The organism is Nocardia sp. NPDC004568 (assembly GCF_040609955.1).
In the GTDB taxonomy this organism is placed as follows: Bacteria; Actinomycetota; Actinomycetes; order Mycobacteriales; family Mycobacteriaceae; genus Nocardia.
In genome coordinates this window covers 53,015-72,280 of the sequence record NZ_JBEXLL010000025.1, presented here as the reverse complement: position 1 = coordinate 72,280, position 19,266 = coordinate 53,015, and the positions used below count along the sequence as shown (strand labels likewise).

The window sequence follows — 19,266 nt, the reverse complement described above, 5'->3', positions numbered from 1 at the left end:
GAGACACCTGAAAGGGTTGAGGCCCGTCTCGCCGATTCGGCCTCGAAAGCGCCGCGCGAAGCGCAAGTCTCGAGGCCGAAACGGCGAGACCAAGGGGGCCTCAACCCCGCGGCGCCGCAGGCGCCGCCAAAAAACACAGCACCTTCACGAGCGAGCTCACCACCCCACCTTTGCCGGTGAGTTCACTCGGGAAGGCGGAAGCGCGGGCCCACTCGAGAAAGACGCTGTTTCGCGGCGCGGCCATGCGGCACCGCAGGGCAGCGCGAACACACTCGCATCGTCGGCTTCTGGGCTGTGGAGGCAGGTTCAGGCCGATACCCCCCGGCTTCAGCCGTCACCCGGCTACCCTCACCCGGCGTCCCTCACTCGGCGACCCCCACCCGGCGCCCGTTGCCCCCCATGCCGGCTCTGGTCGGATAGGGCTACAGACGAGAACGCCGCCAGAGGTGCTCCTGGCGGCGTTCCGCATTCGGCTTCCGAGGAACCGATTCCTCGGTGCGATCAGATATCGCCGTTGAGCTTGTTCAACCGTTCGCAGGCCGTGACGTACTCCTCGACCAGCCGGTTCATCACGTCGGCCGAACGTTCGGTCTTGTTCATCATGCCGACCACCTGGCCGACCGGGTTGAAGTTGACGTCCTTGGCGGCCTCCGGGTAGCGGTGGCCGCGTTTCACGCCGTCCAGGGCCACCATCATCTGCAGCGGCATGGGCAGCGGGTCGGGGGTATCCGCCGACTCCCAGGCGTCGGTCCAGTCGTTGCGCAGCATACGGGCCGGTTTGCCGGTCCAGGCGCGGGAGCGGATGGTGTCGTGGCTGGTGGCGTCGATGTAGGTCTTCATCTGGGCGGGGGGCACATTGGCTTCTTCCACGGTGAGCCAGATGGAGCCGGTCCACGCGCCCGCGGCGCCCATCGCCATGGCGGCGGCGACCTGACGGCCGTCACCGATGCCGCCGGCCGCGAGTACCGGCAGATCGCCCACGGCATCGATGACCTGCGGCCACAGCACCAGCGAGGAGACCTCGCCGCAGTGGCCGCCGCCCTCGGTGCCCTGGCAGACCACGAAGTCCAGGCCGGCGTCCTTGTGGTTCAGCGCGTGTTTCACCGAACCGCACAGCGCGCCGATCAGCCGGCCGGATTCCTGGATCTGGGAGACGAATTCCGGCGGCGGGGTGCCGAGCGCGTTGGCGACCAGCTTCGCTTTCGGATGCCGCAGGATCACCTCGACCTGCGGTGCGGCGGTGGTGGCGGTCCAGCCGAGCAGCTGCGGGTGGACCTCTTCGTCGGGGAGTTTCGGTACGCCGTGGTCGGCGAGGATCTTCTCGGCGAAGTCGCGATGTCCCTGGGGGACGTGTTTGGCGAGTTCGGCCTCGAGCTGTTCGGGGGACAGGCCGTCGATGCCTTTGCCCTCGTATTTGGAGGGGATGACGAGGTCGACACCGTAGGGGTTGTCGCCCACGTGTTCGTCCAGCCAGGTCAGTTCGACCTCGAGTTGTTCTGCGGTGAATCCGACCGCGCCGAGTACGCCGAGACCGCCGGCGTTGCTGACCGCGGCCGCCACATCGCGGCAGTGGGTGAAGGCGAAGATGGGGAACTCGATCCCCAGCCGGTCGCAGATATCGGTACGCATCGCGGTGCTGTCTCCCTATGCCTGGAACAAGTTACATAATTGCCGCGCGGCGGCTGATCCGGCCGCTGCCACCCGGGCGGCCCGAATACGGCGAACACCTCCGATAACGGTGGTCGGCGCAGTGGACCGCGACGGGTGTCATACCTTGAATGTAACACGTTCTAGTTTTATTGGAACCGGTTCAGTCGCGCGCCCGCGGTGCGATCTCCGGTACCCGTGTGGCCACTTCCGGATCCGCGCCGGTGCGTACCCGTGGTGCCCGCGCCGGGACTTTCAGGAACACCCAGAACAACAGCACCAGCAGGGTGGCCCGGCCCCAGACCCCGAACCGGACCACCGCCTCCATCAGCTCGACCGAATGCCCGGTCCCCATCGTGTAGAAGTAGCGGAAGACGCCCACTCCGATCGCTATATCGGCGACCAGATAGCTCCACACCACCGGCCACGGGACCGCCAGCAGCACCAGGAACGGGATCAGCCAGAGGGTGTACTGCGGCGAATGCACCTTGTGGAACAGCAGGAACCCACACAGCATCGCTCCGCTGACACCGAGCCAGGGATACACACCGGAGTGGGTGTACCGCAGCCACCCGGCCCCCAGCGCCACGGCGAACGACGCGACGATCAGTGCCGGCGAGGCGATCGACACGACCTCGGTGAACGCGGCGCTGCTCAGCGGGTCGGAGCCGAACAGCGGCCGCAGACCCCAGTACCAGATCGAGTTGGTGGTGATATCGGCCTCGCGCTGCTGCTGGAACTCGATCGAGGCACGCCAGCCGTCGAACCCGGCCAGCGCGAACGGCAGATTGACCGCCACCACCGTGCCGCAGGCCGCGGCCGCAGTGCCCAGCGCACCGGCCACATCCAGCCGGGACCGTTCTCCCGGGCCGGCCCGCTCGCGCTCCCCGCCGGTCAGCACGTAGAGCAGCAGCGGGATCACGAAGATCGCCGGGTAGATCTTGAAACAGAAGCCCAGGCCCAGCAGGGTCGCCGCCGCCGCCCCGCGCACGCGTAAGGGGAAGTGGGTCGCCGTCATCACCGCCGCGGCCGCGACGGTCGTACACACCACCGGTAGTTCCCAGTTGTGGAACGCGTAGAGCACCAGCGGTGGACCGGCGGCCCACAGCAGCGCCGCCCGGCCGGCCAGCCGAGCGAGCAGCCAGGCGGTGACCAGCGCGAACGGCGCCAGCAACAGTGCCGAACGGAGCAGAAAGGCCGCGTCGTTGTGGGCTCCCAGCGCGCCGAGCCACATCAGCAGCCCGCTCAGCACCGGATATTCCACGGCGCCGCCGGTCAGGGTGCCGTCCGCGGTGATCCCGCCGTGCACATAGGGGAAAACATGCTGATCGATATCGCGGCCCAGCCAGAGGAACTGGATATCGGAATAACAGACCCGCGCATCCTTGACGTGATCGAAAGCGGCACTGCGACCGTCGGCGCGAAAGGGGGCTCCGGCGCAACGCGCCTTGTTGAGAAATGCCACCACGAGTGTCGCGCCGCACAACAGCACCACCATGAGAACGGTGGCGTGCCGGCCGACGTGATCGGCCCCGGGCACGCGCACGGCCGGTCCGATCGACATACCGACACCCTAGTGCGCTCCGCCACCGGACGCCGCGTGATCGTCTCGCCACCGGATGCGCCCGCGCTCCACCAGGTGGGAGGGTGCCGGAGAATAGGGGAAATTCACCGCGCGCCGAGTGTGGAATTCCATTTCGGGACCCCGATGGCGATGCCGGCGGGGCGCCGAAGATCGATTTCGTTTCCGGCGCACCACTCGGGTACTCTTGCCCGGTTGCTGACGCGACGACCCTCCTGCCGCGGACCGTCCGTGGCCGAACCCAGACCACAGGAGGTGATTGGTTCGTGCGTCATTACGAAGTGATGGTCATCCTCGATCCGAGCATGGACGAGCGCACCGTCGGACCGTCCCTGGAAAATATGCTCGGTGTTGTTCGCACCGAGGGCGGCAAAATCGACAAGGTCGATATCTGGGGCCGTAAGCGCCTCGCCTACGAGATCCGGAAACAGGCCGAAGGCATCTACGCGGTGATCGATCTGACCGCCGAGCCCGCCACGGTGAACGAACTCGACCGCCAGCTGGGCCTCAACGAGCAGGTGCTGCGCACCAAGGTTCTGCGCAACGACAAGTAGTTCCGGCGCTGTCGCCGTTTCGTCGGAGCCTGTCTCTAGGCTCTAGCGCAACAGGCGAGTGCACCCGGACTGCACACCGAGCAGGAGGAACCCCCATGGCAGCTGGCGATACGGTAATCACGGTCATCGGAAATCTGACGGCCGATCCCGAGCTTCGATTCACGCCCGCGGGCGCGGCGGTGGCCAATTTCACCGTGGCCTCCACACCCCGCATTTTCGACCGTAATACCAACGAGTGGAAAGACGGCGAAGCGCTGTTCCTGCGCTGCAATATCTGGCGCGAGGCCGCGGAGAATGTCGCCGAGAGCCTGACCAGGGGATCCCGCGTGATCGTCAGCGGCCGGCTCAAGCAGCGCTCCTTCGAAACCCGCGAGGGTGAGAAGCGCACGGTCGTCGAGCTCGAGGTCGACGAGGTCGGCCCGTCGCTGCGGTACGCCACGGCCAAGGTCAACAAGACCAGCCGCGGTGGTGGCGGCGGCGGTGGATTCGGTTCCAACAGCGGCGGTGGTGGTAACTACAACGCCGGAAACGGTGGCGGTGGACGGTCCGAGCAGGGCGCTGCGGACGACCCGTGGGGTAGCGCGCCCGCGGCCGGCTCCTTCGGGGGCGGGCGGATGGACGATGAACCGCCGTTCTGAGACGGCCCGCACCGGCCCGCGACAGCGGGCCACCAAGAATACGGAGTGAACGAAAATGGCCAAGGCACCGGCGCGCGAAAAGGTGCTCAAGAAGAAGGCTTGCACTTTCTGCAAGGAGAGCAAGTCCGGAATCGTCGACATCGACTACAAGGATGTGCCGCTGCTGCGCAAGTACGTCAGTGAGCGTGGCAAGATCCGCGCTCGCCGGGTCACCGGCAACTGCGTACAGCACCAGCGCGATATCGCCATCGCGGTGAAGAACTCGCGTGAGATGGCGCTGCTGCCCTACGTTTCGACGGCTCGCTGAGAAAGGTCGGTCAAGCATATGAAGCTCATTCTGACTGCCGATGTGGACAACCTCGGCGCTCCCGGCGATACCGTCGAGGTCAAGGACGGCTACGGCCGTAACTACCTGCTGCCCCGTGGACTGGCCATTGTCGCCAGTCGCGGTGCGCAGAAGCAGGTCGAGGGAATCCGCCGGGCCCAGGAGGCCCGCCGGGTGCGCGATCTCGGCCACGCCAATGAACTGAAGCAGGCCATCGAGGGCCTCGAAGGGGTTTCGCTGTCGGTCAAGACCGCCGGCACCGGCAAGCTCTTCGGTTCGGTCACCCAGTCCGATGTCGCCGCCGCCATCAAGTCGGCCGGGGGCCCGGTGCTGGACAAGCGCAGCATCGAGCTGCCGAAGTCGCATATCAAGGCCACCGGCAAGCACCAGGTGACCGTCCATCTGCACCCGGACGTCGCCGCGAAGCTCGCGCTGGAGGTCGTGGCCGCCGGCTGAGCCGGTCCACGCTACACACCTTCGAAACCGGGGATCACGTCTGCTCGACCATGGGTAGGCGTGGTCTCCGGTCGATTGTGCTGTGCCACGGCGGCCCCTGGTTAGCCCGGTGGTTGCTGGAATTCTTGTGATGGCGTCTGCCTGCATTTTTGCCGGCCGCGCCTCTTCGCGCTGGGGGTGTCTTATCCACAAGATGTGAGTCCTGTGGATCGATCACAAAACCAACCGGACGTAATGTGACCCAGCTCATATCTGTTCGCTCGTCCGTTAACTCAACACGCCCGGATGTTCAACATCTCCGACACGCCGATGCTTTGTTTATCCACACTGCGCGCGCGTGGGAAATCTGGATCTAGCTGGGTATTTTCCGGGGCTGACCTGCATTTTCCCCAAGTTGTCCACAGGTTGTGCACAACCTGAGGTGAACTATCCCCAGGTTATCCACAGGTCTGTGCACAGGCCTGGTTGGCATGTGGATAGACCCTCGCCTAGGTTCATCGCAGCACCATGTACGACACCCCGCCACGATGCGGTGGTTCGGATCTATCTGGGTGATAGCTGGTACGTCTGACCACTGGTCACCCGCGCCTCGGCGTCCCGGCGAACTTGTCGGACCCGTGGGGTAGAACCGGTCGTCGAAGGGTGCGTCCGGTCAGAAGGAGAGGACGGTCGAGTCGGATGGCAGTCGTCGATGACCGCGGGCACACGGACTTCCCACCGGAGCCTCCCGGCGAGGATTTCGGGCGCCAGCCGCCACACGATATGGCGGCCGAACAGTCGGTGCTCGGCGGCATGCTGCTCAGCAAGGACGCCATCGCCGACGTGGTCGAAGTACTGCGCTCCGGGGATTTCTACCGCCCCGCCCATCAAGCCGTGTACGACGCCATTCTCGATCTCTACGGGCGCGGCGAACCCGCCGACCCCGTCACCGTCGCCGCCGGCCTGGATCGCAGCGGGGAACTGAAGCGAATCGGCGGCGCCCCCTACCTGGTCACTCTCACCCAGACCGTCCCCACCGCGGCGAACGCCGGTTTCTATGCCGAGATCGTCGCCGAGAAGGCGATCCTGCGCCGGCTGGTGGAAGCCGGTACCCGCATCGTCCAGTACGGCTACGCGGGCGCCGACGGTCAGGACGTCGCCGAGGTGGTGGACCGCGCCCAGGCCGAGGTCTACGAGGTCACCGAACGCCGGACCTCCGAGGACTTCCTCCCGCTGGAGGAGCTGCTCCAGCCCACCATGGACGAGATCGACTCCATCGCCTCCCGTGGTGGTATCTCGCTCGGCGTGCCGACCGGATTCTCCGAGCTCGACGAGCTCACCAACGGCCTGCACCCCGGTCAGATGATCATCGTGGCCGCCCGGCCGGGTGTCGGTAAATCGACTCTGGGAATGGATTTCATGCGCAGTGCCTCGATTCGGCACGGGCTGGCCAGCGTTATCTTCTCGCTGGAGATGAGCCGGACCGAGATCGTGATGCGCCTGCTGTCGGCCGAGGCGAAGATCAAGCTCGGGGATATGCGGTCCGGGCGGATGAGTGACGACGACTGGACGAAACTCGCGCGGCGGATGAGCGAGATCAGTGAGGCGCCGTTGTTCGTGGACGATTCGCCGAACCTCACCATGATGGAGATCCGCGCCAAGGCGCGCCGGCTGAAGCAGCGTCACGATCTGAAATTGGTCGTGGTGGACTATCTCCAGCTGATGACCTCCGGTAAAAAGGTCGAATCGCGACAGCAGGAGGTCTCGGATTTCTCGCGAAACCTGAAACTGCTGGCCAAGGAACTGGAAGTTCCGGTGGTCGCCATCAGTCAGCTGAACCGTGGTCCGGAACAGCGCACCGACAAACGCCCGCAGGTCTCCGACCTTCGTGAATCGGGTTCGCTCGAGCAGGACGCCGATATGGTGATCCTGCTGCACCGGCCGGACGCCTTCGAGCGCGACGATCCGCGCGGCGGCGAAGCGGATCTCATCGTCGGCAAGCACCGTAACGGCCCCACGGCGACGATCACCGTCGCCCACCAGCTGCATCTGTCGCGCTTCGTCGATATGGCGCGCGGCTGAGCGCGGCGCGTTCCTGGTCAACTTCCGCCACGTTTTCTACGCGCTGTCCTTTCCGCTGCACCGGGTGCGCGGCCGGTGGGGAAAGGGGTATGCGACCTTCGCGTTGACCGATGAGGCCTATGCGCTGACCACGGGTGCCGCCGCGCGGGAATGGAGTGGCAGGCGCATCCTCTGGCTGCAGGTCCTGTGTCAGGGCTACTGGGTCGCCGGCGCCACCGTCGGCGCGGGTGGCGCGGCGTTGCTCCCGGTCCGGCTCGACGGCCTCGACTTCGCGCTGACCGCGTTGTTCGTCGTACTCGCTGTGGACGGATATCGCGCCGAGCGTGATATCCCGGTCCCGGTCGTCGCGCTGGGGTGTGCGCTGGCGGCCCGGCTCCTGCTGCCGGGACAGATGCTGCCCGTCGCCCTGGGGTTGTTCACGGCCGCGCTGTCGATTCGTCGATTCGCCACCAGCAGTGAGCTCACCCGTGCCTGATACCGGTTACCTGATCGCTGCCGTCGCGGTGTGCACCGTGATCACCTGGTCGCTGCGCGCGCTACCTTTCGCCGTGCTGGCTCCGCTGCGGAGCAGCGCCACCGTCGAGTACCTGAGCCGGCACATGCCGGTCGGCGTCATGGTGATTCTGGCCGCGTACACCCTGCGAGACCTCGCCCCCGCCCAGCTGACCGTCACCGGGCCGGCGTTGGTCGCCACCCTCGCTCTCCACCTCTGGCGCGGCAATGCCGTGCTCAGCGTCCTGACCGGCACTGCCCTGCACGTGGCGCTGACAACTCTGCTCGCCCACAGCTGAGATCATCCGGCGCCCCGCCGAAGTGCGGTCGTCATGCGTCGGAAATCGATCGTCGCACCGCTGATCTTTCGATCTCACACCACCGAATTTCGCTGCGCGGCACAGATCTCCGTTCGAGTCGATCAGTCGCTCGCCACCGGATCACACTCTTCGAGCACGCGTCGACCGCGTGTGTACAGAGGCCGATCAGAGCACGGAGTCCCGCATGACCGAGTCACTCATCCAGTTGCCCACTGCTGGAGAACCAGTTGTCGACACTTTCGACCGGATGATCCGGACCGGGCCCATCGTGCCCTACGAACTGCCGGGTGGGGTCCGGGCCTGGATGGCGGTCAGCCACCAGGCGGTCGGTGAGATTCTCGCCGGTGACGGCACGCTGTTCAGTCACAGCGCGAAGAACTGTCCCGCGATGCATGATGGCACTGTTCCGGCCGACTGGCCCCTACGTGTCCTGACCGACGCCGATCACCTGCTCAACAAGGACGGCGCCGATCACATGCGGATGCGCCGGGCCATCGCGCGTGCCTTCACTCCCGCCCGGGTCGCCCGGCTCGAACCGCGTATCCAACAGCTGACCGACGACCTGATCGATAAATTCGCCGACCAGCCGGAAGTCGATCTCGTCGAGCAGTTCACCATGCCGCTGCCCGTCGCGGTGATCTGCGAACTGTTCGGCGTACCGGTCGCCGACCGGGGAAAGTTCCGGGGCTGGACATCTACGCTGATCGCGCATACCAGCACCGGCGAGCAGACCCGAACCGCCATGCAGGAAATGGTCGGCTATCTGACCGGGTTGGTCGCGGACAAGCACAACGACCCGGGTGACGACCTCACCTCGGATCTGGTGCGGGCCCAGCCCGAACACGGGATCGCCGATGCCGAACTGGTCGACATGCTGTGGATCATCATCGTGGCCGGACACGAGACCACGATGCACCTGCTCGGCAACGCGGTCGTGGCCCTCTACACCTTTCCCGATCAGCTCGCGGCGGCCATCGACGGGGATCGCTGGACCGATGTCGTGGAGGAGGCGTTGCGCTACCGGAACGCGGCCTGCGCCATGTTCAACCGGTATGCCCTGCAGGATGTCCGGATCGCCGGTGTGGACATCCCCCGCGGGGCGATCGTGGGCTGGTACGCGGGAGCCGGCCGCGATCCACGGAAATACTCGAATGCCGATGTGTTCGATATCGACCGCGACGATATCGATCAGCTGGGCTTCGGCCGCGGCCCGCACTTCTGCCTCGGCGCGCATTTGGCCCGGCTGGAGGCCCGGACCGCGCTGGCCACCCTGTTCGGCCGGTTCCCCCGGATGCGCCTCGCCTGTGATCCGGCGGAGGTCCCCTACGCGCCGCAGTTCATGACCAATGGTCCGCTCTGCGTGCCGGTGCGGCTCGGCTCCCGCGACTGAGCGAGCGATGAGCCGGCAGGGGGAAGCTGTCAGAATTCTGTCGGACCGTCCCCGACCGGATAGGCGGAAATGAGTATCGGACCGGCAGAGCCACCGCTATGCGGTATTCCCAGCTGACCGTCGCGGACGCGGCGGAGTGGACCGAGGTGACCGACCATTTCCTGAAGGCGGACCACCGCTACCGCGATCCGGCCGACTGGTGGGCTCGGATAGCGGTTCAAGAGTCCCCGAGTTACACCTTGCTGCGTTCCCAGCAGCGCGGTGACCACCTGATGTACCGCAACCGTTCGCATATCCGGCACGGTCCGAGCGACTACTGCTGGATGGTGTTGCCCAGACGCGGCGAATGGCTCATCCAGCAACAGGACCGGCTCACCAGGGTGGCGGCCCAGCGCGGATTCGTGCTCGACCTGGACCGAGCCTGCCGGGTGTTGTTGCCCGGTTCGACGGCCTACGCGCTGCTCCTGCCCCGTGCGCGACTGGAGCGCCGGCTGCCCGCCCCCGAGGTGCGGACGGCGCTCGATATGTCGACGGGTCTCGGCCGGATCGTGCAGAGCATGCTCATCGCCACCCTGGCCGCACAGTCGGATCTGACGACACCGGAATTCGACGCCGTCTGTGACCGGGTCACCGAACTGCTGTGCCTGATACTCGCCGGCGACCTCGGGCCACAGCAGGCCCATCTGACCGAAACCGTGGATGCCATCAGGGCATTCGTCCGGGAGAACATCGGGTCCGGCGATGTACGGCTGCCCGCGGTCGCTCATGCGCTGGGCTGGTCTCCCCGTCAGCTGCGTTCGGTACTACACCGGACCGGCATCACCTATCGGGAGTTGCGGCGCGGCGAGGCGTTGCGCATCGCGCGCGATCTGCTGGCGCGTCCGGGACCGGAGTCCATCGCGGAGATCGCCGCACGGTGCGGGTTCACCAACACCGGGTTCTCGACGGCGTTCAAATCCCAATACGGTGAAACCCCGCGCGATTTCCGGCAGCGCCGCCGGGCCGACCTGCTCGCTGTGGCACCGCGGCCCCCGGAAACCGTCGACGGTGACGACCGTGCGGGGTCGGGGATCAGAGATCCCGGATGACGCGGCACGGGTTGCCGGCCGCGAACACGCGGGACGGGATATCGCGGGTCACCACACTGCCCGCGCCGATCACCGAGTTGTCGCCGATGGTGACCCCGGCGCAGACGATGACGCCGCCACCCAGCCACACGTTGTCGCCGATGGTGATGGGCGCGGCGGATTCCCACCCGGCCCGCCGGAGTTCGTGGTCCGCCATGGGGTGCAGCGGGGTGAGGATCTGGACGCGGGGGCCGATCGCCACATCGCTGCCGATGGTGACGGGGGCGCAGTCGAGGATGACGGTGTCGTAGTTGAGAAAACTGTTGCTGCCGATCGCGGTCGGATAACCGTAGTCGCAGCGGAAGGGCGGCATGACCACCGTGCCGGCGCCACATGCGCCCAGCAGCTCGCCGAGGATCTCCCGCCGTTCGGCCTCGGCATCGGGCGCTGTGTCGTTGTAGCGGGCGGTCAGCGTATGACAGGCGCGGCGTTCCGCGACGAGCTCCGGGTCGTTGCCGCGATAGAGATCGCCGCGCAGCATACGTTCCTTATCGGTCGCCATGGACTCGATCCTGCCGGATCGGCGCGGCGTGGGTGGCGACCTGCCGACCGTGCGGCGGGAGGTCTGTCCGACTACGCGGTCCGGGCCCCGGCGAAGTACCGTGTGCGCGCCGCGCGGTTCCACGTGGCGCGCGGTCCGGGAAAATTCGAGGTCGGATCAGCTGTTTTCGCAGCTCACGGACGTAGGCTGGGAGTGTAGCGTCCGCTCGTCGAGGAGGACGGCAAATGGTCGACAGTCCACGAACGATCGCCGGAACCGAGCCGGCGCTGCCCGCGGGTGCGGATACGGAGCGGTTCGCCGGGTACGGCGTGATGGGCCAGCCGTTCGCGAGCGGCCACTACCTGGCCTTTCGGCATTTCGCCGCCAGCTCGGTGGGGCCCGGATACGAATCGGTCTGGCATCGGAACCCGGAGCGGGAATGGGTCATCTACAGCAGTGTCGCGCCGGAAGCCAGTTGTGTGCGGTACTACGGCGCCGCGCTCGTGGACGCGCGGGTCACGGACATCTCGGTGACCTGGACCGGACCGTTCGCGTTGACGGTTCGGGTGCCGGGCACGCTGGTGTGGGAGATCGAGCTGGGGCGTTCGCCCGCGACGACGGCGATGACGGCGCTGGGCGGCGCGCTGCCCGCGGCGCTGTGGCGCAACCCCACGGTGCTGTCGGTCATGTCGCGGGTGGCGGGCCCGGCGCTCGGCGCGGGGCGGGTCCGGTTGCGCGGCACCACCCCGAACGGGCAATGGTTCCGGCTCGAGCCGCGGATGCTGTGGACGGTCGAGCGTACGGTGGCCCGGATCGACGGCATCGATACAGGTCCGGCCGGGCCGTTGCCCGAACAGACGGCGCTCGGTGACTTCCAATTGCCGCAACGCGGCATGTTCGCGGTGGGTCGGGCGTATTTCGAGCCGTACGACGCCGCTCGGCACGGGGCGGGGACGCCGGGGACCTGACGGCCGGGACGGCCGGGGTGTCGGGTGGCGAGGTCCGTCCGGCCGCTGCGGAACCGTGTTGCCGGGCCTGCTCGCTGAAACGGCGGTGGGAGCCGACCTCTCGGGTCCGCTCCCACCGCCGTTCGGGATGTGTCGTGTCAGCCCACCGGAGCGGGCTCCGATGCCGCGGTGGGTTTCGTATCGTCTTCCTTGCGGTTGCGGCGGATGCTGGAGAGCACCGCGGCGCCGATGAAGGCGATGCCGATGAGACCGGTGACGAGCTCGTGGACGTGGATATCGCCGACCGTGATCAGCAGGATCAGGGCGAGCGCGCCGATGGCCCAGTGGGCGCCGTGCTCGAGGTAGACGTATTCGTTCAGCGTGCCCTTGCGCACCAGGTAGACGGTGATCGACCGGACGAACATGGCGCCGATCAGACCCAGGCCGAGGGCGATGATGATCGGGTCGGCGGTGATGGCGAACGCGCCGATCACACCGTCGAAGGAGAACGAGGCGTCGAGTACCTCGAGGTAGAGGAACAGGAAGAACCCGGCCTTACCGGTGGCCTTGGCCAGGCCCGACGGGCCGCCCGCGGCTTCTTCGGCGTGCTCCTCGGCGTTGAACATCGAACCCAGACCGTCGACGGCGATGTAGATGATCATGCCGAGCAGACCGGCCAGCAGCACGGTGGAACGGTCGTCCTCGTGGGCGAGGAACTCCGCGGCCAGCACCAGGCCGATACCGGCCACGACCACCGACATCATGTCCAGCTTGCCGGCCTTGGCCAGGGGGCGTTCGATCCAGGACAGCCAGGTCAGTTCGCGGTCTTCGAGGATGAAGTTGAGGAACAGCATCGCCAGGAACATGCCGCCGAATGCCGCGATCTGCGGGTGCGCATCGGTGAGCAGGGTCTCGTAGCTGGGGGAGCCGTCGGGGAAGTACGCGGCGTCGCCGGCGGGCGGGTTGAGCGCGAGGTCGAAGGCCTGGACCGGGTTGAGGCCGGCGGTGACCCATACGATGGCCAGCGGGAAGACCAGCCGCATACCGAACACGGCGATCAGGATGCCGATGGTGAGGAAGATCTTCTGCCAGAACTCACTCATCTTCTCCAAGATGGTGGCGTTGATGACAGCGTTGTCGAACGACAGCGATACCTCGAGGATGCCGAGGATGAGGCAGAGCGCCAGGGCGGTCGGGCCGCCGTAGAGGAACGCCACCCCCAGCGACAGCACCGTGACGACTAAGGATAAACCGAATATGCGCAGGACCACGCTGGGACCTTTCGTGTGCGGTGGCCGGACTGCGGTCGGTATCCCGGCCTGTACGAGAAACCTGGTCGGCGGTATCGACGACCAGTCACCAGCGTTGCCGCCGACCGCCTATTTGTCCAATTTGTCCCCTGGCGCCTCTACAGGCAGAGAACGAGGGGGCCCGTCACCGGACCCCCTCACGCTACCCGGAGGTGTGGATCGTCAGACGTTCACACCGTAGTCACGCGCGATACCGGCCAGGCCGGACGCGTAGCCCTGGCCGATGGCGCGGAACTTCCACTCGGCCCCGTTGCGGTACAGCTCACCGAAGACCATGGCGGTCTCGGTGGAGGCGTCCTCGGACAGGTCGTAGCGGGCCAGTTCCTCGCCGCTGGCCCGGTTCACGACGCGGATGTAGGCGTTGCGTACCTGACCGAACGACTGCGAACGGCTGTCCGCCTCGTAGATCGAGACGGGGAAGAAGATGCTCTCGATATTCGCCGGGGTGTTGGCGAGGTCCACGTTGATGACCTCGTCGTCGCCTTCGCCCTCACCGGTGGTGTTGTCACCGACGTGCTCGATGGCGCCGTCGGGGGACTTGAGATTGTTGAAGAACACGAAGTGCTGGTCGGAGACGACCTTCTTGTCGGCTCCGGTGGCGATCGCGCTGGCGTCCAGATCGAAATCGGTGCCCGTGGTGGTGCGCACATCCCAGCCCAGGCCGACGGCGACCGCAGTGAGGCCCGGAGCCGCCTTGCTCAGCGAGACGTTGCCGCCCTTGGACAAACTGACACCCATGCGGGATTCCCTTTCGTAGTCGTCTGTGATTCCCAGCATGTCGGTAACCGCCGGGTACGGAATACGACAGTAGTGGGTTTCGGTGAACTTGCGTACAAACTCGGGCAAGCCGGCCACCGGCGTGCGCGAGCGGTGTGCCGGATGGTCCGGGATCGAACACGTTCGGAGCGCCGGCCCGCGCACATCCCGTCACGGTGTTCGACGGGATGTGCGCGGAGTCCGGTCGTGCGCGATGCGGCGGCACGCGGGTGGTGGGATCTCATACCATCGGGTCTGTGGCAGGCCGCAGGCGTGGATGGTTCCGGTCGGGGGAGGATCCGTGGTTCGAACAGGCACGGTCGGCGCTGACGACGGCGTTCCTGGACATGGACCGGCGGCAGTCGGCCGCGGAGGCGGCCACCGAGGCCGCCGAGGAAATGTTCCCGGAACGGGGGCTCGGTCGCCGCTGGGCCGCGGTGCGCGAGGACTGCTACACCGCCGCGGCGGCATATCTGCAGCTCACCGGGGAGCTGGACCAGGACGAGCCGACCGGGATCCGTCGGCCGGACCGGCAGCAGCGGCTGGACGCGGTGGTCCGGCAGCTGAAGTCCGCCGCGCAGCGGGTCGACCGCTTCTACCACGGCGACCGCGCCGCGCTCGAGGAAGCTGTCGCGGTACAGCGGGCGGTGCCGGAACTGGTCGAGCGGGTCACCGCCGACGCGGCGCGGGTGCGCAGCCGGGCGGCCGAATCGGAGTACGCCGCGTATCCCTCGGTGCGTGCGGGTGCCGCGGCGGTGGATGAGGCAATGGTCACACTGACCGCCGTGCCGCCGGACGACCGCGGCCGGGCCCGGACGGCGGCCAACCGGCTGGCTTCCGTTACGGCCGATTTGTCGGAATCGTTGGCCCAGGCCCCCTCTCGGGCCCCGGCCGCGCGGAACGCCGTCTCCTCGGTCACCACCCGGCTCGCCGCGGTCCGTACCCGGGCCGAGCGGATCGGGCCCGCGTATTCGGCGCTGCTGCGGGAGTTCAATGCTGCGAGTTCGGCGGATCTGGCAGACAATGAGCGAACCAGCGAGCGTCATATCGCCGCCGCGGCACAAGCCCTGGCCGGGGCTCGCGCCGCCGCGGCCGAGAACACCCCGGAGCAGGCCCTTGAACTGACCACCACCGCGCGCGGCCATCTCGCCGACGCCGAACAACTGGTCGACGCCGTGACCAAACGGCTGGCCGAGTTGCGGGCGGTTCGCGAGGATCCGAGCCAACGCGCCGAAGCTGTACGGTTCCGCCTCCGCGACGCCCAGATGCTGGCTGTGTCACGCGGACTGGTGGCCGAATGGGGCTCGGTACTGGACGCTCAGGTCGAACGCCTCGACCGGGTCACCGCATCCCTCACCGGACGGCACCCCGACTATTGGGCGTATGTAAACGAACTCGACACCATCACCGAATTCATTGCCGGGGTCGTCGAGCGAATGCGGAAACAACCACCACCGGGACAACGACAAGGATGAGACGGGGGCTCGATGACCGCAGGCACGGCCGTCCGGCAGGAAATTTCCCTGTACAAGCAGGTACCGCGCCGACACTTCAGGTATTTGCAGGGGCCGGACGCCAGAGCGCTGTTCCACCGCCAACCGGAGCCGTTCGACGACTGTGCCGATCGGGAGATACTGGCGATGGCACTGGGCGCCACCCTCTATGTACCGGCCACCCGGGCGGATCTGACGGCGACGATCGTGCGCCGGGCCGAACGCGGAGTGTGCTCGATGGTGATCGATCTCGAGGACGCCGTCGCCGACCACGAGGTCGAGTTCGCGAAACAGCAGACCGTGCGCACGCTCGACGAACTCGCCGCCCGCCCGGACCCGAATCCGATGCTGTTCGTCCGCGTCCGCGACGCCGATACCGTGCCCGAACTGATCGACCGCCTGGGTGCGGGCGCGCAGGTGCTGACGGGTTTCGTATTCCCCAAGTTCGACAGCTCCTCGGCACCGAAGTACCTCGCCGCGCTGACGGCCGCCGCCGCGCGGACGGAACGGCCGCTCTACGGAATGCCGGTACTGGAATCCGCGGCGCTGGTACACCGGCAGACCAGGGATTCCGAGCTCACCCAGATCGCGGCCTGCCTGGCCGAGGTCCGGGAACGGATCCTGGCCGTGCGGATCGGTGCCACCGATATGTGCGCGACCTTCGGTATCCGCCGCGATCGTGACCTGACCATCTACGATGTGCGGGTCATCGCGGACGTGATCGCCGATATCGTGAACTACCTGGGCCGGGCCGACGATACGGGTTTCGTGATCACCGGGCCGGTCTGGGAGTACTTCGCCGATCACGAGCGGATGTTCCGGCCGCTGCTGCGCACCGCGCCGTTCGAGGAATCCGACGCGGTGCCGTTCCGCAGCTATCTGGTGAGCCGGGATCTGGACGGTCTGCTGCGTGAGATCACACTGGACCGCGCCAACGGTATCCAGGGCAAAACCGTCATCCATCCCTCCCATGTGGCGGCCGTGCACGCGCTGTCGGTGGTCACACACGAGGAATACTCCGATGCCCTCGACATTCTCCAGGTCGAGGTCGGCGGGGTCGCCGCGTCCGGCTACCGCAACAAGATGAACGAGATGCGGCCCCACCGCAATTGGGCGCGCACCACCCTGACCCGGGCCCGGGTCTTCGGGGTGGCGAAGAAAGGGGTGTCCTTCGTGGATCTGTTATCGGCGCTGGTCACAGTATGAGCGACCGGTCCGGCGACGCGTATTGGGCGACCCGTGCCCTCGGTATCGAACTGCGGCACCGGGAAGCGTTCCGGCACGGGAACGCTCCCGATACCCTGGCGGCCGAACCGGAGATCGCCGATCTGGTGCAGCCGGGATTGCGCAAGAATCCGCGGCGCGCGCACCTGCTGGTCTCCACGGTGCTGGGCAAACACCTGCCGACCGACCCCGTCCGGGTCCGGGACGCGGGCGACCGCCTCGGTGATCTGGTGCGCGCGGTACTCGGTGAACAGGATGCGGTGGTGCTCGGGTTCGCCGAGACCGCGACCGGGCTGGGTCACTGTGTGGCCGCGCGGATCGACGCGGCCTGTTACCTGCATTCGACCCGCCGGGTGGTGCCGGGCGCGGTGACACTCACCGGGTTCGAGGAGGGGCATTCGCACGCGACTTCGCACCTGTTGCAACCGATGCCGGGCGACGTGTTCGTCGCCGGCCTGCCGCTGGTGCTGGTGGACGACGAGATCTCCACCGGCGCCACCGCGCTCGATGCCATCGAGGCGCTGCACGAGTTCGCGCCGCGGACCCACTATGTGCTGGCCACGCTGGTCGATATGCGCAGCGATGCCGACCGCGACAGGTTCGCCGCGGCGGCCGCGGCGCTGGGCGCGCGGATCGATACGGTCTGCCTGGCGTCGGGTGCCACGGTGCTGCCCGAGGGTTTGGTGGCCACCGTCGCAGAACTGCCTGCGGCGGAAGCGAATCCGGTGGGGGCTCGGCGCGGTGTGCCGGCGCGGCTGGACCTGCCTTGGCCGCGGGATGTGCCCGAGGGCGGCCGGCACGGGTTCCTGCGCGCCGACCGGGCCGGGTTCGAGCAGGCCACCGCCGTCGCGGGGAAGATGTTGCGGGACCTGCTGGTCACCGAGTATCCCGGTCGCCCGGTGATCGTGCTCGCCCACGAAGAACTGATGTATCTGCCGCTGTGCCTGGCCGTGGGAATCGCCGAGTCCGGGGTGCCGGTGCGGTACCAGACCACCACCCGTTCCCCGGCGTATGTCCTGGACGAACCCGGTTATCCGCTGCGCCGTGGTTTCCGGTTCCCGGCCCCGGAAGCGGGCGAGGAAAAACCGCGCTACCTCTACAACGCGTGCTGGCCCGACGATCCGGGCGCGAACCCGGTGCTGGTGTTCGTGGCCGATTCACCTGCCGACAGTGAGCGGCTGCACGCCCCGGGAGGGTTGGTCGATGTCCTCACCGCCGCCGGTTCCGATGTGGTGGTGGCGATCATCCGGGAGGCCGATCCGCGCATGCTCGCCGCCGCGCGCGGGGGCGGTTTCGCCGGGCCCGCACCGCTGTTCGGCCCCGAATTCGGTTCCTACGACCGGGCCGATGTGGCGTGGCTGCTGAAGGATCTGTCCGCCGCCGACCTGGAGTCCGATACCGCCTCCCGGGAACAGCGGATCCAGTCCGGCATCGCGCACTACGCCGAATCACTGCCCATCGAGTACCAGCCCGACGCCGCCTACCGAGAGCTGTTCGACCGGGTCCTGGCCGACAGCGCCGAGCGGTTGGCCCTGGCAGTGGGAACGGTGGCCGAACTCGTGGCCGCCGAACGCGGCACCGATATCGTGCTGGCCTCGCTGGCCCGGGCAGGCACCCCCGTCGGTATCCTGATCCGCCGCTGGCTGGCCACCGGGCACGGGCAGCGGCCCGCGCTGGATATCCCGCACTACGCGGTGTCGATCGTGCGCGATCGCGGGATCGACACCGTGGCCCTGGACTATCTGGCCCACCATCACGACCCCGCGTCCGTGGTGTTCGTGGACGGATGGACCGGTAAGGGCGCGATCACCCGGGAACTGACCGCGGCGCTCGACGCGTACCACGCGGCGGGCGGCGCCCGCTTCGACGACGACCTCGCCGTCCTCGCCGACCCCGGGCACTGCGTGCGCACCTACGGCACCCGCGACGATTTCCTGATCGCCTCGGCCTGCCTGAACTCCACTGTGTCCGGTCTCGTCTCGCGCACCGTGCTCAACCGCGACCTCATCGGCCCGGGTGATTTCCACGGCGCCAAGTTCTATGCCGACCTGGCCGCCGACGATGTCTCCGGCCGGCTGATCGATACCGTCACCGGGGCGTTCGAGACGATCCGGCCGCAGGTGAGCGCACAGGTCGCGGCGGTGAGTTCCGGCGACCGCGCACCCACCTGGGCCGGTTGGGCGTCGGTGGAACGGGTGCGCGCCGAGTACGGGATCGACAGTGTGAACTTCGTGAAACCGGGCGTCGGGGAGACCACCCGGGTCCTGCTGCGGCGGGTGCCGTGGCGGGTGCTGGTCCGGGAACCGGACGCCCCCGAGCATGCCCATATCCGGCTGCTGGCGCAGGCCCGGGCGGTGCCGGTGGAGGTCGTGCCGGACCTGGCGTATTCGTGCATGGGCCTGATCAAGGATGTGCAGCGGTAGATGATGTCTCCGAAACCACTACTGGTCGCCACGGATCTGG

At 67.4% G+C, this 19,266-nt stretch carries 18 protein-coding genes; 13 read left to right on the top strand and 5 right to left on the bottom strand.

What is annotated here, in order from left to right; translation table 11 throughout:
• Nucleotides 1-501: 501 nt before the first annotated feature.
• Together ABZV91_RS14415 and ABZV91_RS14410 are read right to left on the bottom strand one after the other, a co-directional pair.
• Nucleotides 502-1,629 (bottom strand): nitronate monooxygenase family protein, encoded by a 1,128-nt coding sequence (locus tag ABZV91_RS14415; protein ID WP_355240603.1) that lies wholly within the window; start codon nucleotides 1,627-1,629, stop codon nucleotides 502-504.
• 181 nt (nucleotides 1,630-1,810) lie between these two features.
• Nucleotides 1,811-3,145, bottom strand: a complete 1,335-nt coding sequence (locus ABZV91_RS14410) for a hypothetical protein (RefSeq protein WP_355240621.1) — start codon at nucleotides 3,143-3,145, stop codon at nucleotides 1,811-1,813.
• Nucleotides 3,146-3,495: 350 nt separating this feature from the next.
• Between ABZV91_RS14410 and rpsF the strand changes: the two genes are divergently transcribed.
• The 9 genes from rpsF (at nucleotide 3,496) to ABZV91_RS14365 (ending at nucleotide 10,553) form a co-directional block, all read left to right on the top strand.
• Nucleotides 3,496-3,783, top strand: coding sequence for a 30S ribosomal protein S6 (rpsF, locus tag ABZV91_RS14405; protein WP_063042545.1), 288 nt, complete (start codon nucleotides 3,496-3,498; stop codon nucleotides 3,781-3,783).
• Nucleotides 3,784-3,878: 95 nt separating this feature from the next.
• Nucleotides 3,879-4,421 carry a single-stranded DNA-binding protein gene (locus tag ABZV91_RS14400; RefSeq protein WP_355240599.1) on the top strand — a complete coding sequence of 181 codons (543 nt, stop codon included), beginning with the start codon at nucleotides 3,879-3,881 and terminating at the stop codon, nucleotides 4,419-4,421.
• A 55-nt stretch (nucleotides 4,422-4,476) separates the two neighbouring features.
• A complete protein-coding gene (rpsR, locus tag ABZV91_RS14395; protein WP_063062020.1) occupies nucleotides 4,477-4,728 on the top strand; it encodes a 30S ribosomal protein S18 in 252 nt (83 codons plus the stop codon).
• 18 nt (nucleotides 4,729-4,746) lie between these two features.
• On the top strand, nucleotides 4,747-5,202 hold the full coding sequence (gene rplI / locus ABZV91_RS14390) for a 50S ribosomal protein L9 (protein WP_355240596.1): 456 nt from the start codon (nucleotides 4,747-4,749) through the stop codon (nucleotides 5,200-5,202).
• A gap of 678 nt (nucleotides 5,203-5,880) precedes the next feature.
• Nucleotides 5,881-7,263, top strand: a complete 1,383-nt coding sequence (dnaB, locus tag ABZV91_RS14385) for a replicative DNA helicase (RefSeq protein WP_039827429.1) — start codon at nucleotides 5,881-5,883, stop codon at nucleotides 7,261-7,263.
• Nucleotides 7,145-7,738: an AzlC family ABC transporter permease gene (locus ABZV91_RS14380; RefSeq protein WP_355240618.1), complete on the top strand. Its 594-nt coding sequence runs from the start codon at nucleotides 7,145-7,147 to the stop codon at nucleotides 7,736-7,738. The genes dnaB and ABZV91_RS14380 overlap by 119 nt, the downstream gene beginning before the upstream one ends.
• Nucleotides 7,731-8,054 (top strand): AzlD domain-containing protein, encoded by a 324-nt coding sequence (locus ABZV91_RS14375; protein ID WP_355240591.1) that lies wholly within the window; start codon nucleotides 7,731-7,733, stop codon nucleotides 8,052-8,054. Before ABZV91_RS14380 ends, ABZV91_RS14375 begins: the two co-directional genes overlap by 8 nt.
• Before the next feature lie 205 nt (nucleotides 8,055-8,259).
• The gene (locus ABZV91_RS14370; RefSeq protein ID WP_355240588.1) at nucleotides 8,260-9,465 is read left to right on the top strand and encodes a cytochrome P450; all 1,206 of its coding nucleotides are present in this window, start codon (nucleotides 8,260-8,262) and stop codon (nucleotides 9,463-9,465) included.
• 98 nt (nucleotides 9,466-9,563) lie between these two features.
• Nucleotides 9,564-10,553 (top strand): helix-turn-helix domain-containing protein, encoded by a 990-nt coding sequence (locus ABZV91_RS14365; RefSeq protein ID WP_355240585.1) that lies wholly within the window; start codon nucleotides 9,564-9,566, stop codon nucleotides 10,551-10,553.
• Here the strand turns inward: ABZV91_RS14365 and ABZV91_RS14360 are convergent.
• On the bottom strand, nucleotides 10,537-11,094 hold the full coding sequence (locus ABZV91_RS14360; protein ID WP_355240582.1) for a sugar O-acetyltransferase: 558 nt from the start codon (nucleotides 11,092-11,094) through the stop codon (nucleotides 10,537-10,539). The genes ABZV91_RS14365 and ABZV91_RS14360 overlap by 17 nt on opposite strands.
• A gap of 224 nt (nucleotides 11,095-11,318) precedes the next feature.
• On the opposite strand from ABZV91_RS14360, the gene ABZV91_RS14355 reads away from it, so the two are divergent.
• Entirely contained in the window at nucleotides 11,319-12,041 is a 723-nt protein-coding gene (locus ABZV91_RS14355) for a hypothetical protein (protein WP_355240579.1), read from the top strand.
• Nucleotides 12,042-12,178: 137 nt separating this feature from the next.
• Here ABZV91_RS14355 and ABZV91_RS14350 read toward each other — a convergent pair whose 3' ends face one another.
• Both ABZV91_RS14350 and ABZV91_RS14345 read right to left on the bottom strand, forming a co-directional pair.
• Nucleotides 12,179-13,291: a DUF475 domain-containing protein gene (locus tag ABZV91_RS14350; RefSeq protein WP_355240576.1), complete on the bottom strand. Its 1,113-nt coding sequence runs from the start codon at nucleotides 13,289-13,291 to the stop codon at nucleotides 12,179-12,181.
• A gap of 201 nt (nucleotides 13,292-13,492) precedes the next feature.
• Nucleotides 13,493-14,068, bottom strand: a complete 576-nt coding sequence (locus ABZV91_RS14345; RefSeq protein WP_039827458.1) for a TerD family protein — start codon at nucleotides 14,066-14,068, stop codon at nucleotides 13,493-13,495.
• A 275-nt stretch (nucleotides 14,069-14,343) separates the two neighbouring features.
• Here ABZV91_RS14345 and ABZV91_RS14340 point away from each other — a divergent pair, with 275 nt between their 5' ends.
• The 3 genes from ABZV91_RS14340 to ABZV91_RS14330 are packed head-to-tail and all read left to right on the top strand — an operon-like array spanning nucleotide 14,344 to nucleotide 19,226.
• Nucleotides 14,344-15,561 (top strand): hypothetical protein, encoded by a 1,218-nt coding sequence (locus ABZV91_RS14340; protein ID WP_355240573.1) that lies wholly within the window; start codon nucleotides 14,344-14,346, stop codon nucleotides 15,559-15,561.
• A gap of 12 nt (nucleotides 15,562-15,573) precedes the next feature.
• Nucleotides 15,574-16,785, top strand: a complete 1,212-nt coding sequence (locus ABZV91_RS14335; RefSeq protein WP_355240570.1) for an HpcH/HpaI aldolase/citrate lyase family protein — start codon at nucleotides 15,574-15,576, stop codon at nucleotides 16,783-16,785.
• Nucleotides 16,782-19,226, top strand: a complete 2,445-nt coding sequence (locus tag ABZV91_RS14330; RefSeq protein WP_355240567.1) for a phosphoribosyltransferase — start codon at nucleotides 16,782-16,784, stop codon at nucleotides 19,224-19,226. The genes ABZV91_RS14335 and ABZV91_RS14330 overlap by 4 nt, the downstream gene beginning before the upstream one ends.
• Nucleotides 19,227-19,266 lie beyond the last annotated feature (40 nt).

Coding starts and splice junctions, on each gene's coding strand:
- ABZV91_RS14415 (WP_355240603.1), bottom strand. CDS start 1,629: ATGCGTACCGATATCTGCGACCGGCTGGGGATCGAGTTCCCCATCTTC.
- ABZV91_RS14410 (WP_355240621.1), bottom strand. CDS start 3,145: ATGGTGGTGCTGTTGTGCGGCGCGACACTCGTGGTGGCATTTCTCAAC.
- ABZV91_RS14400 (WP_355240599.1), top strand. CDS start 3,879: ATGGCAGCTGGCGATACGGTAATCACGGTCATCGGAAATCTGACGGCC.
- rpsR (WP_063062020.1), top strand. CDS start 4,477: ATGGCCAAGGCACCGGCGCGCGAAAAGGTGCTCAAGAAGAAGGCTTGC.
- rplI (WP_355240596.1), top strand. CDS start 4,747: ATGAAGCTCATTCTGACTGCCGATGTGGACAACCTCGGCGCTCCCGGC.
- dnaB (WP_039827429.1), top strand. CDS start 5,881: ATGGCAGTCGTCGATGACCGCGGGCACACGGACTTCCCACCGGAGCCT.
- ABZV91_RS14370 (WP_355240588.1), top strand. CDS start 8,260: ATGACCGAGTCACTCATCCAGTTGCCCACTGCTGGAGAACCAGTTGTC.
- ABZV91_RS14365 (WP_355240585.1), top strand. CDS start 9,564: ATGCGGTATTCCCAGCTGACCGTCGCGGACGCGGCGGAGTGGACCGAG.
- ABZV91_RS14360 (WP_355240582.1), bottom strand. CDS start 11,094: ATGGCGACCGATAAGGAACGTATGCTGCGCGGCGATCTCTATCGCGGC.
- ABZV91_RS14355 (WP_355240579.1), top strand. CDS start 11,319: ATGGTCGACAGTCCACGAACGATCGCCGGAACCGAGCCGGCGCTGCCC.
- ABZV91_RS14345 (WP_039827458.1), bottom strand. CDS start 14,068: ATGGGTGTCAGTTTGTCCAAGGGCGGCAACGTCTCGCTGAGCAAGGCG.
- ABZV91_RS14335 (WP_355240570.1), top strand. CDS start 15,574: ATGACCGCAGGCACGGCCGTCCGGCAGGAAATTTCCCTGTACAAGCAG.
- ABZV91_RS14330 (WP_355240567.1), top strand. CDS start 16,782: ATGAGCGACCGGTCCGGCGACGCGTATTGGGCGACCCGTGCCCTCGGT.